At 44.7% G+C, this 19,446-nt stretch carries 14 protein-coding genes; 6 read left to right on the top strand and 8 right to left on the bottom strand.

Annotated elements, in window-relative coordinates; all coding sequences use genetic code 11:
* Window positions 1-310 precede the first annotated feature (310 nt).
* Both AB1Z56_RS13305 and AB1Z56_RS13300 read left to right on the top strand, forming a co-directional pair.
* Window positions 311-499 carry a hypothetical protein gene (locus tag AB1Z56_RS13305; protein ID WP_309362783.1) on the top strand — a complete coding sequence of 63 codons (189 nt, stop codon included), beginning with the start codon at window positions 311-313 and terminating at the stop codon, window positions 497-499.
* Between the two features lie 18 nt (window positions 500-517).
* Complete coding sequence (locus tag AB1Z56_RS13300) at window positions 518-2,089, top strand: fimbrillin family protein (protein ID WP_426792299.1); 1,572 nt, start codon at window positions 518-520, stop codon at window positions 2,087-2,089.
* Between the two features lie 118 nt (window positions 2,090-2,207).
* On the opposite strand, the gene AB1Z56_RS13295 is transcribed toward AB1Z56_RS13300, so the two are convergent.
* On the bottom strand, window positions 2,208-2,663 hold the full coding sequence (locus tag AB1Z56_RS13295) for a PA2169 family four-helix-bundle protein (protein ID WP_426792298.1): 456 nt from the start codon (window positions 2,661-2,663) through the stop codon (window positions 2,208-2,210).
* 245 nt (window positions 2,664-2,908) lie between these two features.
* Here AB1Z56_RS13295 and AB1Z56_RS13290 point away from each other — a divergent pair, with 245 nt between their 5' ends.
* Entirely contained in the window at window positions 2,909-3,892 is a 984-nt protein-coding gene (locus tag AB1Z56_RS13290) for a YihY/virulence factor BrkB family protein (protein ID WP_426792297.1), read from the top strand.
* A gap of 98 nt (window positions 3,893-3,990) precedes the next feature.
* The gene (locus AB1Z56_RS13285) at window positions 3,991-4,176 is read left to right on the top strand and encodes a CsbD family protein (RefSeq protein WP_046675215.1); all 186 of its coding nucleotides are present in this window, start codon (window positions 3,991-3,993) and stop codon (window positions 4,174-4,176) included.
* A 51-nt stretch (window positions 4,177-4,227) separates the two neighbouring features.
* Here AB1Z56_RS13285 and AB1Z56_RS13280 read toward each other — a convergent pair whose 3' ends face one another.
* From AB1Z56_RS13280 to AB1Z56_RS13250, 7 genes are all read right to left on the bottom strand, one after another.
* The gene (locus AB1Z56_RS13280) at window positions 4,228-4,491 is read right to left on the bottom strand and encodes a SemiSWEET transporter (protein ID WP_426792296.1); all 264 of its coding nucleotides are present in this window, start codon (window positions 4,489-4,491) and stop codon (window positions 4,228-4,230) included.
* A gap of 44 nt (window positions 4,492-4,535) precedes the next feature.
* Complete coding sequence (locus AB1Z56_RS13275; RefSeq protein ID WP_426792295.1) at window positions 4,536-6,866, bottom strand: BamA/TamA family outer membrane protein; 2,331 nt, start codon at window positions 6,864-6,866, stop codon at window positions 4,536-4,538.
* Window positions 6,832-12,168 (bottom strand): translocation/assembly module TamB domain-containing protein, encoded by a 5,337-nt coding sequence (locus AB1Z56_RS13270; protein ID WP_426792294.1) that lies wholly within the window; start codon window positions 12,166-12,168, stop codon window positions 6,832-6,834. The genes AB1Z56_RS13275 and AB1Z56_RS13270 overlap by 35 nt, the downstream gene beginning before the upstream one ends.
* Window positions 12,169-12,261: 93 nt before the next feature.
* The gene (locus tag AB1Z56_RS13265) at window positions 12,262-12,420 is read right to left on the bottom strand and encodes a hypothetical protein (protein WP_309362790.1); all 159 of its coding nucleotides are present in this window, start codon (window positions 12,418-12,420) and stop codon (window positions 12,262-12,264) included.
* A gap of 280 nt (window positions 12,421-12,700) precedes the next feature.
* Window positions 12,701-13,435, bottom strand: a complete 735-nt coding sequence (locus tag AB1Z56_RS13260; protein ID WP_426792293.1) for a PRC-barrel domain-containing protein — start codon at window positions 13,433-13,435, stop codon at window positions 12,701-12,703.
* 26 nt (window positions 13,436-13,461) lie between these two features.
* Window positions 13,462-14,100, bottom strand: a complete 639-nt coding sequence (locus AB1Z56_RS13255) for an OmpA family protein (RefSeq protein ID WP_426792292.1) — start codon at window positions 14,098-14,100, stop codon at window positions 13,462-13,464.
* Window positions 14,101-14,591: 491 nt separating this feature from the next.
* Window positions 14,592-15,563: a helix-turn-helix domain-containing protein gene (locus tag AB1Z56_RS13250; protein WP_426792291.1), complete on the bottom strand. Its 972-nt coding sequence runs from the start codon at window positions 15,561-15,563 to the stop codon at window positions 14,592-14,594.
* A 189-nt stretch (window positions 15,564-15,752) separates the two neighbouring features.
* On the opposite strand from AB1Z56_RS13250, the gene AB1Z56_RS13245 reads away from it, so the two are divergent.
* Both AB1Z56_RS13245 and AB1Z56_RS13240 read left to right on the top strand, forming a co-directional pair.
* Entirely contained in the window at window positions 15,753-18,167 is a 2,415-nt protein-coding gene (locus tag AB1Z56_RS13245; RefSeq protein WP_426792290.1) for a TonB-dependent receptor domain-containing protein, read from the top strand.
* 24 nt (window positions 18,168-18,191) lie between these two features.
* On the top strand, window positions 18,192-19,358 hold the full coding sequence (locus AB1Z56_RS13240) for a PepSY-associated TM helix domain-containing protein (RefSeq protein WP_309362795.1): 1,167 nt from the start codon (window positions 18,192-18,194) through the stop codon (window positions 19,356-19,358).
* The last annotated feature ends 88 nt before the right edge of the window (window positions 19,359-19,446 follow it).

Here is a 19,446-nt window from a genome sequence, read left to right as displayed (position 1 = left end):
CGTCGCACGCTAGCCAAAGGAGCTTGTCCAGATGCGCTAAAAAAAACATTTTCATCTTTAGTTTGATGCTCTCGAGTAGCTAATGTGCTTATTTTGAGCTGTTTTGTAGTTGCTTCGCTACAGAAAAAATAAAGCTGCCCCCAATTCGATTTGCCCACTCCAAATAATAGCTACTTTAGGGTATCTACTGAATTGAAAAGAGTATCTGCCGTATTTAATTTCTTAATTATTAATGCTTTGTGTCCTTTTTTTTCGAATCATCTCACTAGTAATATTTCAAATTGCTTAGCACATTCAAAAAAAATAAAAAATGGAAATTAACAAAGAAAAATTGAGCGATGGCCAAGGCCGTGCGGACTATGTGGCACCTCGCCTCAGCGTCCGAAAAATTGAACTGGAAAATGGTATTGCTGCTGGCTCGGTCAACCCGGCAACCAAGCAGCAATGGGAAGAAACCGAGACGCAATCCCATACCGTAGACAACAACTCTTGGGACTAACATCTAAACCATCTAACTATGAAAAAGTATTCTATGAAAACCCTCCTGTGTTTTTCGGTTATCGGGTTCCTGTTGGTCAGTTCATGCCAGAAAGGCAAAGACGAAAATACGGCAGCAGACAAAGCATCTATTACCTTAAAAATGAATGGTATCGGCCCCGATGATGGCAGCAGTACGCTTGCCAAGGCCTCCACAGCAAAAACAGCTGCGACCAGCGCAGCGATACAAAGTTTTTCCGTCGCTTTTAACGAGGATTTCGTAGTACGGGCTACCCTGAGCGAAGTCAGCAATTCGTCTTCCACTGCATTGCGTGCTTCGGCAAAGGCTGCAACTGGTGTCGGTGCCATCACCGCTTTTAATGGCAACTATACCGTGCGTGTATATAAACAGGGGAGTACAACCCTGCTTACGACAGTAAATTGTACTGGCGGAGCAAGCAATAAGTTTGAACTGGATCCCGGTGCCTATAAGTTTATCGTGTCTTCCTATGGAAATCCGGGCGCCACCGGTGCCGACAAAGATCCTCTATGGCAGGAAATAGATCAAACAATTACCGCAGGGAGCAATGTGCTGGATATTGTGCTTAAGCACAAGCTTACGCAGGTAACTGTCCAGTTTGATGCCGGAAGCGGACGTACCATATCGGCTATTGGCGGTGGAACAATAGAACCGAATTTTGCGAATTACACATTCGATGAGGTCAGTGGTGTAGTTACTTTTGCCGGTGCTTCCAGTACTAAATCCTTAACTTTTCCAGTCCTTGCCACGGCACAGGTATGGACCAGCAATCCGGTTATGATCGCAGTTGGCAGTACAGCGGCCGGCAAGGTCAGGCTCGATCCTGTGACCATTAACGGCGTTGTGGGAAATGTGGAATTGACAGGCTTATCCTTAAAACAAGGAGTACAGTATACCCTCCAATTAAACTTAGGTCCTAAAAAGTTACCTACTTTCAATATTGGTAACGAAACCTGGTCTGGAGGTAACCTGGAGCGCAATCCATCGACCGGCGAATATAGTTTTGGAAGTGAAGTAAACAGTCCGGGCGATTACTGGTTTCCAGACCGTCTCTTGCCAAAACGCCTGGATGGCACAAATCAGAATGCCGATGGCACCAATGGCGGCAATGGTGATCCTTGTGCATTGGTTTTACCAGCCGGAACATGGCGGTTGCCGATGGAAGCAGAAGTACAGACGCTGATTGATCGCACAGATCCCAAACAGCAGGCTGGCAAGGGGCAGGATAATCCAAATCTGGTCGCAGTATGGAATCCGGCACGCTATGTTGATTACTACAATGGTACTTCGGCGACCACACGTGGTATGTTCTTTGGCGTAAAAACCGACGAACCGGTCAACTTCCCGGTATCTGAACGTGATAAATATCTGTTTTTTGCTTACCGTGGTTATTACCCGAATGATAATATCGGTAATGTGATCGGCAGTGAAGGGGCGTATCTGGTAACAGCAACGGCGGGCGGTTACAAAACGCTGCACATGACGGGAGCTGCAAAAGACATCGGTTATGGTATCGGATGGAGAGTAGCGAGCAGTACAGAAGCGGTACAGATCCGCTGCCTGAAAAAATAGCTTGATAAGCCTTATTTAAATAGTGTATCTTAATCGAAACGCATTCTCCCAAAAGGGGAATGCGTTTTATTTTGTCGATACGGAAATCACTATCGATAATTAACATAGCGCGCAGAATTTAGATGTCACGCAGAATTTTAATATTTTCATGGGCTTCGCGTTGCTGGCTGAGTTGAATCTGGATCAGATTTTTGACACCAATGGATAGCTTATTGCCCTCATCGAGTGCTCTATTGTACACCTCCCGAAAGGCAATCTCGCCCCGCTCACAGTTCTCCAGCAGATCTTGCATATTGCCGCCTGAAATTTTTGATTTGATCACCATCCACAGCCGGAAGAGCTCACCGCTTAATTTCGTCCGGTCGGAAGCATATTGACCAGCAAGCTCCACTTGGGGCCTGAGCTCTTCGATAAACTGTTCAGACTGCTCAATTAATTGCCTAAATACCGCTTCACGGGCACCTTCGCCCTGCTCGTTGGCCAGATCGATCGCCAGCATGTATCCCGCGATGCGGTCATTGTTGATTTTAATAAGGTCATTTAAAATATTGGGGTCGTTTTGAATACTTTTCATCTTGTTGTACGCTGTTTTATGGTGTTTTTTTATAGGAACAATGGAATTTAATCATTAGTTTGTCTTTATTTCTTTTATGATAATTGCTTGGGGCTTACTACTTGATTTTGAAGTGTCTGAGGTTGTTTTTTACGCTGTATACCTAGTTTTTTGCAAGCTGAATACCCGAATCGTAGCGTAAATTTTCTTAAAAAACAAACGTTCTGCTCTTTCCAAGAGTTTCTTTCTTAAAAACTGGAAAGATAATGGATGTAAAAAAGAAAAACTCAAGCAAGCTGCAGACTTATTGGACGATACTGAAAAATACAGTATCGGGATTTATGAATGAAGACTCCATGAAATACAGTGCCTCCTTATCTTACTATACTGTTTTTTCCATTGGGCCGATATTGGTGCTGATCATTTCGTTGGCCGGCATTTTCTACGGTGCTGAAGCCATTGAGGGAAAGGTTTTTGCCGAACTCAAAGGCCTTGTCGGAAGCAATGCTGCCAAGCAGATCGAAGAGGTTATTCAAAATCTCCAGCTGTCGGGCAAATCAAATATGGCGCTGGTGATCAGTATAGTGACCCTGATAATCGGTGCTACGACAGTATTTGGCGATATGCAGAATTCAATCAATAAGATCTGGCATGTGCGCCCCAAACCAAAAAAAGGCTGGCTCAAGATGATTCAGGACCGCCTGCTTTCCTCGTCGCTTGTCATTGGACTGGGATTTCTTTTGGTGGTGACCTTGATTATTAATGGTATAATTTTGGCCCTGACCGGGCAGCTTCAGCGTTATTTCCCTGATATCACCGTTGTACTCATGAACCTAATCAATTTTGTTATTTCATTTGTAGTCATTGTGATTCTCTTTAGCGTCATTTTTAAAACTTTGCCTGACGTTACTATTCAATGGAAGACTGTTCGCGCCGGAGCTTTATTTACAGCCATTCTTTTTGTGATTGGCCGCTACCTGATCGGGATATATCTAGAACGTTCGGCTACACAGGATACCTACGGTGCGGCAGGCTCATTTGTGCTTATTTTGCTCTGGGTGTATTACACTGCGGCAATACTTTATTTTGGAGCTATTTTCACGCGGGAGTATGCAACAGAAATGGCTATTCCGATCGAACCTTCTGAATTTGCGGTCCATGTAGAGACGCAGGAAATCGAACGCAATGTCGATGAAATCCCACCGGCGCCGCTCGATCCGGAGGAAACGACCATTGATACAACGGAGTAAAATAGGGGCGGATATCTTTTAACATTTGATAACATTTTTTTTTAAACGATTCCCGCCGCAGGCTGTTCTATTTATAAAAAAACGAAAGGAAAAATATTATGAGTGAATTAACATGGAAAGGTCGTTGGAACGAAATTAAAGGTAAGGTAAAACAGCAATATGCAGACCTTACAGATGATGATTTACTATATGCAGAGGGTAAAGAAGATGAGTTGGTAGGTAAACTTCAAAAGAAAACAGGAAAAACACAAGATGAGGTGAATAGCTGGTTGAACGGTTTGTAGAATAGTGTTTTCGTGTTAAAGGCGGATAGCAACATTGTTATCCGCCTTTTTTTATGTCTTTTTTCTATAAATCAGATAGCTGCCTAACAGACACAGGTTCACAAGAACAGCAAATGCGTTGGAATAGATAATCGGCGCCTCACTTTTCATTACCCCGTACCACACCCATAGGGAAAGCCCTATGATTAACGTTAGCAGCATAACAGGAGAAAGATCATCTACATTCTTTTCCTTTAACACTTTGATGAGCTGCGGCAGCATGGAAATAGATGTGAGGATACCCGCAACAATACCCAAAATGTTTTCATTGATCATAAGAACAGTCGGTTTTATGTGATCATTACGTTGACATGACAAGATTAAAATGGATAACCGATCGCGAGATTAAACATTAGATTGTCTTTTCGCCATCTTGAACTTCCAAAGTCAATATCCTTAAACACCCAGCGCTCGCCTTTTGGCAGATAGGGGATGCGAAATGGTATAGAAAAGTCTGTACGCAGAATCAGGAAGGTAAAATCAAATCGTAATCCCAGTCCCCCGCCCACGGCAAGTTCCTGAAGGAAATCTTTGCTGAATTTTCCACCCGGCTTGGTCGCATCGTCACGCTGCAGCCACACATTGCCTGCATCGATAAAGGCGGCCCAATGGACAGGACCTGCAATTTTTGCCCGATATTCTGTATTCAGCTCCAGTTTGATATCGCCAGTCTGATCGGCATAAAAAAGTCCATTGCCCAGCCTTTCCGGAGCTACGGTGCCTGGCCCGATCGCGCGTGCGCCAAAAGCACGGATGCTATTCGGTCCGCCTACATAATATTGCTTAAGATAGGGTAATGAACGCGAGTTGCCGTACGAGTAGCTCATGCCGATACTCACACGCGATGCGATCTGCGAGTTTTCGCTGAGCTTGAAGTAATGTCTGCCATCGACGCTTGCTTTGACATACTGTGAGAAGTAAGCATCAAAAAGTTTAAAAGTCTTCCCCTTGTTAAAATCTGCACCTTTGATAAGCCCCAGGATATTTCCCGACAGGTCCAGGTTTCCTTTAAAATAAAAGGTATTCCGCAGGTGCTTTTTCATGGTGTTCTGGAAGGTGAAGTTGTAATTCGGGCCGATCGTAAATTGGGGGTCGAGCACATGGCGCAGCGCCGGAATAGTATCCATCTGCTTTTTGTAGCTTTCTGAAATTCCTTTAGGCTGCACATAGGTGATTTCCATAAGTGCCAGATCATGCTGTTTCTCTTCGTTCTCCTGCCAGGTGTAGCCGTAGCTCAGTGCAATGGAATTGAGCGTATAAGCTTTGCGGCGGTTCAGAAACTCGTAACGTGCCTTGATATAGGTATTCGGAATATATTGACGGGAGGGATTGATGGTGCCAAACGGCGTCAGTATTCTCGGGAACGTCAAGGTTGCCTCGGTACCGTAGCGGAAATAACTAGAGTTCAGATCTGCATTGCCCCCTGTTTGTATTTCGTACCCGCCAAATACGTTGATATTGAGCTTTTCTGCGCCTTTAAAGGCATTCCGAAGGGTCCAGTTGACATTTACTTCGGTCCCATTGTAGACCGAAGCCATTTTTCCCAGCAGTTCTACACGGACGGATTTCTTCGGCAGGGGAGTGAGGTAATAGTATACATCCAGCGCATTGGGTACCTCTTTGCTGTCCACAAAGTTATTTTTGACAAATTTCCAGCTGTTGAGATTCACCAAGTGGCTGATGGTCCTGTTGTGGGCATCGCGGTTATATAGATCGCCCTCCTTGAAAAAGATATGATTGGCAATAACAGGTTTGCGGAAGGTATGATTGGGGTCAATAAAATAATAACTGCTGTCAAATAGTTCGGCATTCCGCGGTGACTGCTGGTAGCCAGCTCCGGTTTCGGTATAGTTTGGGAAAATATAGATCTTATTGATTTTGGACGCAATTCTTGCCTGTTCGGGCGTTTCCTTTTTTACGGTCACATAGAGGTTAACTTTATGATCCCCGATGGTGCTGTCGACCTGCACCAGAATATAGTCTGGGCTGAAATAATAATAGCCCTTATTTTTAAGGACGTTGTCGATGCGGTCGCGTTCATTGAGTACAACATCAAGACTGTAGTTTTTGCCTACCTGTAGCAGGCTACGGGAAGAAGTTGCGCGGATATCGCGCCCCAGCTGCGTGCTGCTGTCGACGTCAAAAGTGACGGATTTGATTCGGTAGATCAGATTGGGCTTGGCGGTATAGTCTACCGTAGCTTTTTTATTTTGGACGATTGTATCCGAAGTAACTTCCGCATTGAAAAAACCGATATTCTCAAGCCGGTTGCGCAGCAGATTCTCATTGTACTCCCGGTTTACATCGCTCAGCAAAACGGGTTCTTCACCTATCTTTTTGAGAAAACGCTTGATAAAATTGCTATTTGACGTATCGCCGGCCATGTTGTTAAAATAAAGCTTGTAGGGCATGCCCAGAACGCGTTTGTTGGGCTGTGGGCGAAGCGATTCGGCCAGATAGGTAGCCAGCTTTTCCTTGTCTTTCTTTGGAATAGTATCGGAAGCGATCTTAACGTTTCCCTTCACATAAAGGCTATCGCCTTCGGGCAGGTTTTTAGTCGACGAGCAGGAAGCAAGCAGAGCGCCTGCGACAAGCAGGCCAATCATCGATTTGAATTTAATTTGCATGGTAACTCCTTTCTTCGTCTTCATTTTTAATCGCTGTGGTTCTGATGGTATCTAAATTTGCTGGCGTACTATTTTTTCGGCCACTGTTTGCACTGCTGTCTACCTGCTGACGGCGCTGCTTTTCTTTTTGCTGATCTTCTATCTGTTTTCTATATTCCGGGCTATGGAGCATCAGGCTATCACGGATCACCGTACGGACACTGTCCCGGTAGGCCGAATCTTGTTCCATGCGGTCTACGTCAAAACGTTTCCTGAATTTCTTGCTGCCGGTATTGTAATATTCTTTGAGCTTTTTGGAACGCATAAAGATTTCCTTAAATCGGTTGTAATCCATTGTGATGATAAAACCGATTCCGGTTTCGACAAATTGCCCCTGCAATGTAACCTGATATTGGTTTTTGCGGTAGAAGCGTGCAAAGTACCGCCCGTCCTGCGAAAGCTGATAATCCAGCTGTATGTCGCCGGCGATATTATTGGCAGCCTCCCCCGGACGTGAATTTCCTTCTACTTCAAAGTTAGATCCAATATTGACTTTCAGGCGATCGTTGAGCAGCATTTTGGAGACGCCGATATTCAGGTCGGTACGTGTCTGGGCCGTTCCGGTGCTGTAATCATCTTCGGATGTCAGGTTGAAATCAAGCTCGACACCTGTAATTAAATCTGAGGCCAGCCTGTTCAGCTGCGAGCTTAAAAACGAACTGACGCTATTTCGCACAAGCGCTTCTGTACCGCCACCTCCGGAAAGGCTCTCAAATGGATTGGCCGACATAAAGCGTCCCAGTACAATCAGTGAAAAGACTTGCTTGTTGAGGTCGGAAGGATTATCCCGAAGCGTACTAAGCGCATTGTCAACCTTGCTGATGACGTCCTGCGAAACGATGGCATTGTTGGCATTAAGATCGATGTCAAAATTGAGCTGCGGCTGGAACAGTTTGTCCGAGATTTTTAGCAGCACATCGAAAGGAATCTTTTGTTTATATAAATTTGCATTCTGCGTGCCGAGCTGCGGCGCGACAAGTTCTAATGTGGGGGCTTTTAAAGTGTATGCCGCTGTAATATTGAGCTGTGCGTCCAATGGATCTCCATTCCAGGTGATCGTACTTCCTTTCTGAAAGGTAAAGTCTTTTTTCACAGGCCCAAAGCTGAAAGAATAGCTTCCCTGCTCCACGGTAAATGTTCCCGACATCGTTATTTTGCCACTGGCATCCATACCTGCATTCAGTTCAGCCTCGCCCTGAATGTTTAGGGCATCTTGCGAACCGGCGTCAAGGAGTATCTTAAACTTGGCATCCTTATCAGTCTGTAGGTTTAGATCGACGTCTATTCCTGTAAGTTTTGTGACGGTCATAGAATCTAATCTGGCAAGCGCATTTGCGGTAGCAGTATCCCGTTTATCCACAAATTCGACCACACCTTTCCGATCGGCCATGCCAGGATCGTTGTTGGGCATTACCATGGTAAAATCGGTGCTGTCAAGAACCTTAATGGTACCGTCCACAACCGGTTTGTCTAGATTTCCACCAATTTGCAGATCGGTGCCAAGAAACATTTTTCCATAAAAGAGATCGTTGTCTGCCTGTGTGGAATTCAGGACTTCAAAATTGTCCATGGCGATGCCGAGGTCAAATTCGAAATCGGTGTAGGTCTGTGTCTTGATAGAACCGCTGACCTGCGCAATATTGCCTTTACTGTCTTCGAGTTCAAATTTAGGGAACGATAGGCCGTTCTGGTCAAAACGGATCTGTTCATCTTTTGCTTTGAACAGGGCATTGAGCATGGCAACATTGAATTCGGCATCTCTAAAATGAAGATCACCCCTAATCTGCGGTTTCGAAGGGGAGCCTGCTATTTTTAGCTGCCCTTCGAGGTTGCCCTTGGAATCTTTGAGATTACCCATGCTGAAAGCCTGTACGGTTTTCATTGTCAGTGGCGCGATATCCAGTGTGAAGTCCATCGCTGCATCGCCTTGTGGCGGATTGATAAAATCGCCACTAAGAACGAGGTTATTGCCGTTTTCGGTAATGCTCACATGGGCGTTATAGGTGTTTTCACGTTCATTGTTGACCTTGATATTGACATTGCCCACGGTATCTTTTCCGAAGTAAAACTTATCCACGGTCAGGTCTGCCACAAACACTGGGCTACTTTCCAATCGAGAGAGTGTGGTCTGCCCGTTGATGCCGCCACCGATATCCAGACTGTCGCTCATGACCATCTTGCTTAGGGTCTCTATGCGGAAATTTTTAAAAGCGACATCAACCGGCGAATTAAGGATGCTGTCCTGCGAAGCAATGCGCAGCTCCTGGCCCTTGTTGCTCAGAACGAAATTATCGGCCAGTATGCCCGCGTTGCCAAATTTTAAGGTATTATTAGGTGCTACATCCCATTTATCGTAGTTGAGCATTAAGCCGTCCTGAAGCAAGCTAAATACAAATAGGCCATCTTTGGCCTGCATGTCGGCACCGAGGTGATATTGTTCTTTACCTTGTTTATCCTTGATCCATAACCCAAGATTAACGATGTTTTGTGCGATCTTTCCGCTAAGAATGGTGTTGGTGACTTCAATACTGCTGACTTTGACTTTATTGATCAAAGTCGAATAGTAGAGGGCACTATCCAGGCTGTTGATGTCCAAGGTAACATTATTGATTTCTGTACCGCCGTATACTACACGCGGTGCATCTAGTTTGGCCGAGAGATTTTTAGATTCACTGTCGAAGAGACCATCTAGGGTAATAGCTTTCATTTCTGTCAGCTCTGGGAGAAAATCCTGAATAAGCCTATTTCGGGTCAGTTGTGCCGAAAATTCGATGTGCTGCGGCGAATAGGGTGGAATATTGACGGGCTTTTCGGGTTTATAATATAGCTGTAGGAGATCCTGTACGGCACTTTGTAATTCTAAAATTTTGTACTTGCCGACTAGGTGGGCATTGAGAAAATCGGAACGTAGCTGCAGCTGATTAAGGCTGCTGTCAGCTTTTGCTAGGACGGATACCGTGTCCAGCGCATATCGATCGCTGTTGTATCGGATCAGCGAATTGGTTATATGCGCTTCACCGTTGAGGAAGTTTGGATCAGCAGTGCTGAAATTGCCACTGAGCTTGCCGTGGTAGCTGATGGCATCTTGTACCAAGTTTAACTTTTGGAGGTTGATGCTGTCGGCCATCAGTTCAAAGGCAATTTTGGGATAGGTTGCATCTAGCTGCGCAGTGGCATCCAATTTCAGCTTGATATTCGGGTCGGGACTGATGATGGATGCTTTAATGGCGCCCTTGTCTGCCGAAAGATCCATATCGATATCATGGTAGCGGTAACCCATGGCATCCATCCGGTTCACTTTGCCGTCAAAGTTGGCGATTAGTTTTTTAGGATCTGTACCGCTGCCTTTGATTTTGCCTTCAAAAGAAAGGATGCCCAGGGTACTGTCCATCTTCATAATTTGACCGATGTCGAGGTCACGGACACTGACCGCTGCATCGTAGCTGGTATCACGCTTGCTCATAGCAACCCGGCCATCTAATCTGACTGTACCTTTTTCGGTTACTAAAGCCAGCTTGGTTGTGAAGGCAGCCATTCCGCCTTTAAAAGTACCGCTCAGGCCGATTGTATTGGGTAATTCGATCCCGGCTGGCAGCATCGACTTGGAAACCAGTTTTTCGATATCCGAACGACCTGTGGTCAGCTTTTTCAGGTTGAGGTTTACCGACAGTTTATCCATATCAGGCAGTCCTTTAAGATCTAGACTGGCGATCAGCCGAGTATTGGAAAGGGTGCGGAAATCAATAGTAGGAATATGCAGGTCATCTACACGGCCGGCAATGCGGGTATCTATATAAAACTTCTTGTCAAGCAGGGGCTTCATCACCTCCATCGTGTCCAGAAAAGGGGCAAAAAAACGGATATCGTGCATATCGATATGGCTTTTTGTAAGATTGGCATTGACAGTGACGAGTTCGGGGTGTTTAGTGATGACGTCCAGGGAGGGATAGCTTATCTGAAAATAATCGCGGATCAGCGTGCGGGGAGTTTCCGCATATAGATTTTTAATCTCAGCACCTGTACCGGTATAGTTGAAATCGGCCTTCAGCTGTTTGATCGCAAAGCCCGAGTGATCAGCTGCGACGAGCTCTTTCAGTGATCCACTGATGGAATCGGCGCTATAATATAGATCTGCCAGTTGCGTTTTGAGTCCCGGCATGTGGATGTTAAAATAGTCAAACCCTTTGATGCGGGGCTGATTGTCGTCTTTGAAACGTATGCTGGTATTATTGATGTTGATGTTTTTTGCCGAAACGACCCAGTTCATCTTTGTGGCCGCACTGGTATCTGCTTTGGTGGCGTTAGTCTTTTCTTCCTTGTTTTTTGCGTCCTGGACTGTCGCCGCGTTGGCCGCAGCGTTTTGAATTTTTCCCAACAGGACATTATTGTCTGAGCCGTCTAGATCGAGCTTTTGGATGTCGACAACTTCTTTGTTTAGATCGATCTTATTGATGTCTGCATAGAGACTTTTTAGGATAAATTGGGATTTAAGTGAACTCGATTGGTCTTCATAGCGGACCAGCATATTGCGTAGGTCAACGATATGGATCCCAACATCGGGAAGCAGGGAAGTTGTCTGTGCAGTTTTGTCGGTAATGCCAAAATCTTCGACCGACGGGCCCGTACCATCGGCAGCTGGTTTCCATTGCTTTACAGTGGCATTTAGCCCATCAACGTTGATTTTCGGCAGATCAAAAGCCATATTTTTGGTCAGCTCAAATTTCTTGATGTTGGTATTCAGGCTGCCGAGGTATATATCTGCACTGGTACCGATGACCTCATCGGCGTATACGGCATGTATTTTCGAAAACTTGACCTTATCGAGGTTGAACAAAAGGGCAGAGGTGCTATCGGCGGCAGGCTCACTTTCTTTTTCAGAAGCAAAGGCTTTTACGATATAATCAAAGTTAAAGGCACTGTCGGGTAAGGTGCGGCGTATTTTAGCGGTAATGCCATCGGCTTCTAAACTTTGGATTTCCACTGTATTTTTTAATAATTTCAGCATATTGATATCGACAGCAATACGTTTTCCCGCCACCAGGGTATCCTTGCTTTGATCTTCGAGATAGATATCCTCTAGTACCAGTTTTTTGGGAAAATCAATATTGATGTAGCCGATTTTAACCGGGGTGCCGATCTTGCCTTCAACGTAATGGGTTACTTTTGCAGCGATATAATTCTGTATGGAGGGCATGCGGAGCAGAAAAACAATTAAAATAAAAAGCGCGATTATTCCGCCAATAATCCACAATATTGTTTTTAAAGCAATTCGGGCAAATCTATTCAATGTGTTGTTGATTTAAGTTTACAGATAGGACAACACAAAACTGCAAATGGTTTGGATATTGTGAATTGATATCTCCGCTGATGTATGTTTAGCTTACCATAACAACCAGGTAAGAATTGCTAGAAATCCACCACGGATGAGTAATTCTTGTGTGAGCTCCTCTCGGTCCAGTTTATACCAGCTATATTTTTGATAATACCTCCTGATGGTTTGCCTATTCTTTTCGTGGATGTTTTTATATGTTGTTTTCATAACCGATTTAGATTGATATACTAAAATTTATACTGACTTACTGTAGATCGTACAATTATGATGCAGTTTGCAGGTAAGCGGAGAAATTTACGTAGTAATGGTGCAGGAAAGGTTAAAAAATACAGGCGGGGTGGGTATTTTAACGATAATATTCAATGAATACGGTTGATAGAGGTCGATAGTTCAAAAAAAATCAGGCTTAGATAAATGGTTTTATCTAAGCCTGATGAACGTGAGTGCAGTATCGTTTATACTGAATATGGCGTATCGTTCACTACGCTTATAATTTATCGTTATTGTCCAGTGTACCTGGCTCATGCCCCGTGCTTTTGTCATATCGGGCAGCCACCCTGCGCGTACGCTGGGTCTGATCCGACGGGAGACTTTCTGTCTGTTGCCCTCGGCTGTAAAATTTATCTTCATTAAAGTGATAATGGCTGTAAAAATCAGCAGGGTCGTAGCTGTTGGAACTTACCACAAAACCGACGTCGCCGGTGCCTTCAAAGATATGACGGACGGACAGTTCGGTTTCCGGATCAACATGATCCTGTAGGTAAGCGGGTAACCGGATCAACTGGTCCTCAGCGACAGAGATCACCACGACTTCGCCATCATCTGCAGGATTGTACAGATAATCCGTAGCGGGTTCTTCCGTAGGGATTTCATCCGCGGTGAAGATAACGGTATGATCGATAGGATCGATAGGAGGTGTTACCGGGGCTTCATCATTGCTCGCCTGGATCTGTTTGCCATCATAGAGTGAAGCAAGACCGATCGGAGCCAATATTTTCTTATCTTCCTCGATCACAAATTCCGCGTCGTTGAGGTCAATGATCAGATAGCGGACTTGCTCGCTTTCGGGGTCAAAGAGTAGATCGTCAACCTTGCCGATCAGCTGGCCGGCTTCATTTTTCACTTTCCAGCCTCTGATATCAGGTTCGCCATCGACAATTTCGTAGTCGCTTCCACCGAGTTCAATCAAATGATCATATTTTTTTTCTTCTTCTAATGCCATGTTTTCAATGTTTTTGTTATCAATTCTTATTTGTTCCGAAAAACGACAATTTCTACGTTTCGGTTCTGATTTCTTCCGCTAGGGGTTTCGTTGGTGGCAACGGGTGCATTTTCACCGCGTGAATGTATGCTGATCTTCTCTGGCGCGATATGGCCATGATTCATAAGCCAGTCTTTCACGGCGGTAGCTCTCTCAATACCTAACGCTTTATTGTGCGATGCTGTTCCTGTTGAATCTGTATTACCAAATACACCAACATAGGCGCCGCTAAAATCTTTTTCCAGTGTCGTTGAGATCTGGCTGAGTTTAGCCTCTGAATTGTGCTGGATCGTGTTTTGATCTGTCGCAAACAAAATGTTTTCACCAAGGGAATAGATTGTATAGCCATCGCTCGACCTCACCCTGATATCTTTATCTGTAATATTTGGGTCGGTAGATTCAGCACTGTTAAAATCGACCGAATTCCAGTTGGGGACTGTCGTCGCCAGTGTATCGCCTTGAGCAGTGGCTGAGTTAACGCTTGTATCGGCGGGTGTTCCATTTAATCTAGCTTCACTGTTGGAGCGGTTGATAAAATAAAGGACCAATCCCAATGCAATAAGTGAAAGCAGGAGCCATAGCCACCAAGGTGCTCCGTTTTTAGGTTTTACTTCTAAATGTGCCATATATACTTTTTTCAGGAAGAACAACGCCAGAGTGGCTTCGTTTGAAAAATTTTTCTCCAGATTGGATCGCTTGACGCAGCTTGTTACTGGCCAGTGATTTAGCTTTGGGATGATTTTACCGGTTTTTAATTTGTCTTTTCTTGAATATGGTGATGCTCGGGAATTTGTTCACGAATAGATTTAAGTGGCAATTGGTTAGAGATATCTATAGCAGAAGTAAATATTGATTGTAATTAAATACTTTTTTATTTGGAATTGTTCTAAATAACTTCTAATTTTAGGTAATACTTAAAATTTGTTGTTTCGTAAAAATCAAGACTAGTCGTGAGACTAGTCTTTTTTTGATTCGTTTTTATTCATTAATTATCCATGGGCTTGCTATATCCGGTTTATTGAAACGTGTTTAATCGGATAGGGTTATATGAGTTTGTTACACACCTAATTAGCTAGAAAAAATTATATTTGTTTTCATAACTATTAAGCCTTTGAAATCAGAACAGTTTCATGTCCCGCGGTGTTTTTCCAAAATGCTTCTTAAAAGCATGGGTAAAATGGTGCGGATGCTCATAGCGGCAATAGCCTGCTATCTCCTTAATAGTATATTTGCCGCTCTGCAAGGCTTCTAAGGCCCATTCCATACGCCGCTGACAGATGAATTTTTTCACCGAGCTGTTGAAGTGCTGCTTAAAGATGCGGCTCAGCGTTGTCGGATTTGAATTAAACTGCTTGCAAAGCAGACCAATATCGATCGGTTCATGCAGATTTTTGAGAATCCACTGTTTGATGAGGGAGGCTTTTTCTGCTCCCTTAATTTCTGGTGGCTGGCTATGTTGACCCGAACTCATTTCGTAGTAGTGGAGCAATACTAGCAGAATAATTTCCCGCACCTTAACCCGGAAATAGGAGCGCGAAAGGCTGACGGGCATCGTGTTGCCGACGATTTCTTTGAGGCATTCCCGTACTTTAAACGGAATTGGCTGTGCCTCTTCAAATAGGGTAAAGCCCTTGGCCTGCGCAACTGCCCGCTCAAATCGCTCCCTGATTAAGGGGCAGACAAGCTCTAGTGTAGAAAGAAAATCCAGCGGTAGCATGAGGTCAATACAACGTCTGTCGATTGTATAATGAAGATCGCCCTGCACATAAGGCATGTAAAAAAGATTGAACTGCCCGGCCCTGATTTCAATCGGTAAATTGCTGTCCGACTCCTTTACTGGACGGTAAGAAGAATAACCCTCCAGTTCAAACTGAATCTTTAAGAGCCCATTTTTGTGCGTAGTAGGGTATACAAATGGCTTTTTTAAGTTCAGCTCCCGATATATCAGAATATAACCACGGTCCTTCCAGATCTGCTCCTTGATGTCTGCATAGCTAATGTTATCCATAATGATGCTCAGGTAATCTTCCTGGAGCATAATCAGCCGATGCGCAAAGGCCGATCCGAAACACAGATTCTCGTCTATCATGGTCAAAATTCGTTGGTGTAATACTCGTTTTCTCGTTGCTATTTCAACAAAAATACATATTATTTTTGCAAAGTTATTTAGACTGATTAAAAATAACGAAGTTTCTTGTTTCAAATTTAACAAGAGCAGAACGGAATGAAACGCGGTGTTTCAGCCTAATTCATCATTAATCTACAGACAATATATCTTATGAGAAACAATTACATCAATTTTCAATCGCTGGGAATGGTGATTTTATTTAGCTTTATTTTTCCATTTGTCGCGCTGGCACAGCAAATGGGGAAAATTAGTGGACAGGTCTTTACGACCGACCATAAACCCCTAGCTTATGCATCCATCGTATTGCGCGATACGCGTTTTGGCACCCGTGTGGATGAGCAGGGAAACTTTAAACTGGAGGCACCGGCAGGGCATTATACCCTGGTCATTACCTATGCGGGATATGCGGCCATCACTAAGCCGGTCCGTATCGAAACCGGATCCAGCCAATCCATTGATCCAATTATTATCGAATCAAAATATAACGAACTGCGGGAGGTCGTCGTGGAGGATATCCAGAAAAACAAGTTTGCCCGGAAAGAAACGGAAGACATCTCGCGTATGCCACTGGCCAATCTGCAGAATGCCCAAGTGTACTCGGTCATTCCAAAGGAGCTGATCCAGGAACTGGGCGCTACAGATTACAACACTGCTATGAGCCAGGTTGCTGGTGCGGTGGTGAGCAATGGGGTCAACGACAGTGGAAATCAGATTTTCATGCGTGGATTTAACGCTTATGTGACCATGCGGAACGGCTTGCCGAGCAATCCGCGTACAACATCCGAGATCTTTAATATTGAGCGTGTGGAGGTGATCAAAGGTCCTTCGGCTACTTTATTTGGATCGCAGGTGACTTCCTATGGCGGGGTGGTCAATAATGTGACCAAGAAACCTTTTGAATCTTTCCGCGGTGAGGTGGGCTATACGACTGGAAGTTGGGGAATGAACCGCATTACGGCCGATATCAACACACCGCTGAATAAAGACCGGACGGCTCTGGCGCGTTTCAACGTGATGGGAAGTACGCAGGATGGTTTTCAGGATGCCGGAAAACAGAAGGCCATGGGATTTGCAGGAAGCCTCCTGTTTAAACCCAACGAACGTACCACTGTCCGTTTTGATGCGGATATCTATGTGCCCGAAAAAACACTATTAGCCTATGTTAGGAATACCAATAAGCTGTCTTACGGGACCATGGACAAAGTTCCGCTTCCCTATGACCGCGCCATGCTAAGTGATGATATCACTACATCGCGGGCCAATATGAACGTGGGGACGGAACTGGAGTACCGCATTTCGGAAAACTGGGTGTCACGCACATCTTACCAGTTCAACCAGAGCGGGGACAAAGAGTCTATTTTCTTTGTGCCTACTTACCTCAATGATAACCAGATTCAGCGTCGTTATCGTATTTTTGATCGCTACAATTTGACTTATAACTCCTTACAGCAAAATTTTACAGGGGATTACTACTTGGGTAAAGTCAAAAATACGTTAGTTGCCGGACTGGATTACTCGTATTACAAGAGTACCGATCAGAGTATGTCGCCGGCATTTATTACCTATGATACCATCGGTATTAAAGATACGGCATGGAAGCCGATCTCGCGGGCAGATATCCAAAAATCCCGGGCGGCAAATAGCCCCGGAGACTCTTATAGCCGCTCCAGCTACAAAAACCTGAGTGCTTACCTGTCCAATGTGACCAACCTGTCGGATCGCCTGTTTGTGATGCTGAGTCTGCGGATCAATCATTATATCAATGGGGATTCTTACAGTTATACTCCTAATGCCAACCCGGCAAAAAGTACCGCGGTAACGACGGAAGGCTATAAGCAGACCAATGTATCTCCAAAAATTGGATTAGTCTACCAGCCGATCAAAGATCAGCTCTCGGTATTTGCAAACTACATGAACAGTTTTACCAACCTGGCCTCTTCGCGCGGTTATGCCAATGAAAATGAGACTGGCGAACCTGAAATGATGAACTGGAAACCAGAGCAGGCCAATCAATTTGAAGTAGGAGCCAAGGCCGAACTGTTTGGCGGTAAAGTCAATACCACCGTCAGCTATTACAACATTGCAGTATCTAACATCCTTTGGACGGTGGTTGATGGCATCAGTGTGCAGAACGGAAAATCGCGGAGCCGCGGCTTTGAATTTGATTTTATTGCCAATCCGCTGCGCGGCTGGAACGTGATTGTCGGCTACGGCTATAATGACAATAAATACATCAAAAATACAGCTTCCACACAAGGAAAACGGATGGTATGGACACCGAAAAATGTTGCCAACGTATGGACCTCCTACAAGTTTCTTGACGGGCGCATCAAAGGTTTTGGTATAGGGGCGGGATTAAATCACGTCGATAAAGTATACCTGGATCTGGATGAGGTATTTGCAACGCCAGCTTATACCGTCTTCGGGGCGACAGCATTTTATGATCAACCCAAATATAGAATTGGATTGAAACTCAACAACCTAGGCAATATCCATTATTGGGATTTCTATGGCAAGCCACAGAAGCCGACAGAAGTACTGGCGAGTTTATCCTTTAAATTCTAACCAATAGATCAAAAGAAAAGAGAGATGGCAACGTATACCCCCAAATTGAAACCCCGGCCTGCCGCAGTGGACCAGGTCCCCAAGCGCAAAGGAAAGACACTTTTTATGCGCTTTGTTTCGTGGATACATCTTTGGCCAAGCATAGTCTCCGGTCTGATACTGGTGTTTGTATGTCTTACAGGTGTAATCATTGTCTATGGTGACGAAATCATGGATCTCTGTGCGGGCGATGCGCGTTTTGTCAAGGAAGTCAAAGCGCAGAAGGTGACGAGTGAAGTGTTATTGGCATCCATCAAAAAAAGTAGCCCTGACCTGGCGATTTCGGAACTTGTGTTTTTCAAGGATCCCAAGCGGTCGGTGCGTGCAAGGGTATTTGATGGCAAGACCAAAAAATTGGCACATCTTTACATAGATCCCTATACGGCTGAGGTGCTCAAGGTAGATACGACCATCTATTTTTTCTATATCACGGCACACCTGCATTCCAGCTTGCTGGCGGGAAAGATCGGTGGATGGATAGTTGCCATTTCGACCGTAATCTTTTTGATCAGCTCCATCACTGGACTGTTACTCTGGTGGCCCAGTCGTTGGAATAAGACCACTCGGCAGGCAAGTTTTACGATCAAGTGGAAGGCTAGATTCAAACGACTCAATTACGATCTTCACAATGTATATGGATTTTATTCTCTGATCTTGTGTGTTGTATTAAGTGCGACGGGATTGATTATATTCTTTCATCCGCTGGGCGATCTGACGGTAAAACTTGCCGGTGGATCGACTGCCCATGTGGTCGAAAAGCTTCCTAAAGCTATCAAAGGAAAAACAGGACTGGATATGGTGCCTTTTGTCGACCAGCTTTTCGAAAAGGAATATGCGGCCAAGAAAAATATCGGTATCTGGATTTACAGACTTGAAAAATCGGGTGCTTATGTATTTTCTGGGGGAACCTCCGGTTTAAAGAGTACCGAAAATATGGATATCGCTGTATTTGATAAGTATAACGGCGCCCGTATCGCTGTAGCCCAGCCTGAGGAGATCCACGAGAAAGTGGAGAACTATGTGTGGCAGCTCCATATGGGACAATGGTGGGGACAATTTGGTAAATTATCTACCTTTGTGGCCGGTATAGTGGCCACATCGCTCCCAATTACCGGTTTTCTAATCTGGTGGGGGCGCAGAAAAAAGAAATAGAATTGCAGGTTATGCACAATGTTACGCATTGTGAGTAGCATTATTTGTCGGACGGAGTCGATCGTTATCGGCTCCGTTTTTTTAGTTA

Origin of the sequence: Sphingobacterium sp. WOUb80 (assembly GCF_050058145.1) — a bacterium.
Lineage (GTDB): Bacteria > Bacteroidota > Bacteroidia > Sphingobacteriales > Sphingobacteriaceae > Sphingobacterium.
This window is presented reverse-complemented; position numbering and strand designations above follow the sequence as displayed.

What these genes read in the sequence shown, in the direction of transcription:
- AB1Z56_RS13275 (WP_426792295.1), bottom strand. Translation starts at nt 6,866, where the DNA reads ATGAAGACGAAGAAAGGAGTTACCATGCAAATTAAATTCAAATCGATG.
- AB1Z56_RS13255 (WP_426792292.1), bottom strand. Translation starts at nt 14,100, where the DNA reads ATGGCACATTTAGAAGTAAAACCTAAAAACGGAGCACCTTGGTGGCTA.
- AB1Z56_RS13300 (WP_426792299.1), top strand. Translation starts at nt 518, where the DNA reads ATGAAAAAGTATTCTATGAAAACCCTCCTGTGTTTTTCGGTTATCGGG.
- AB1Z56_RS13245 (WP_426792290.1), top strand. Translation starts at nt 15,753, where the DNA reads ATGAGAAACAATTACATCAATTTTCAATCGCTGGGAATGGTGATTTTA.
- AB1Z56_RS13295 (WP_426792298.1), bottom strand. Translation starts at nt 2,663, where the DNA reads ATGAAAAGTATTCAAAACGACCCCAATATTTTAAATGACCTTATTAAA.
- AB1Z56_RS13240 (WP_309362795.1), top strand. Translation starts at nt 18,192, where the DNA reads ATGGCAACGTATACCCCCAAATTGAAACCCCGGCCTGCCGCAGTGGAC.
- AB1Z56_RS13305 (WP_309362783.1), top strand. Translation starts at nt 311, where the DNA reads ATGGAAATTAACAAAGAAAAATTGAGCGATGGCCAAGGCCGTGCGGAC.
- AB1Z56_RS13290 (WP_426792297.1), top strand. Translation starts at nt 2,909, where the DNA reads ATGGATGTAAAAAAGAAAAACTCAAGCAAGCTGCAGACTTATTGGACG.
- AB1Z56_RS13260 (WP_426792293.1), bottom strand. Translation starts at nt 13,435, where the DNA reads ATGGCATTAGAAGAAGAAAAAAAATATGATCATTTGATTGAACTCGGT.
- AB1Z56_RS13265 (WP_309362790.1), bottom strand. Translation starts at nt 12,420, where the DNA reads ATGAAAACAACATATAAAAACATCCACGAAAAGAATAGGCAAACCATC.
- AB1Z56_RS13285 (WP_046675215.1), top strand. Translation starts at nt 3,991, where the DNA reads ATGAGTGAATTAACATGGAAAGGTCGTTGGAACGAAATTAAAGGTAAG.
- AB1Z56_RS13250 (WP_426792291.1), bottom strand. Translation starts at nt 15,563, where the DNA reads ATGATAGACGAGAATCTGTGTTTCGGATCGGCCTTTGCGCATCGGCTG.
- AB1Z56_RS13280 (WP_426792296.1), bottom strand. Translation starts at nt 4,491, where the DNA reads ATGATCAATGAAAACATTTTGGGTATTGTTGCGGGTATCCTCACATCT.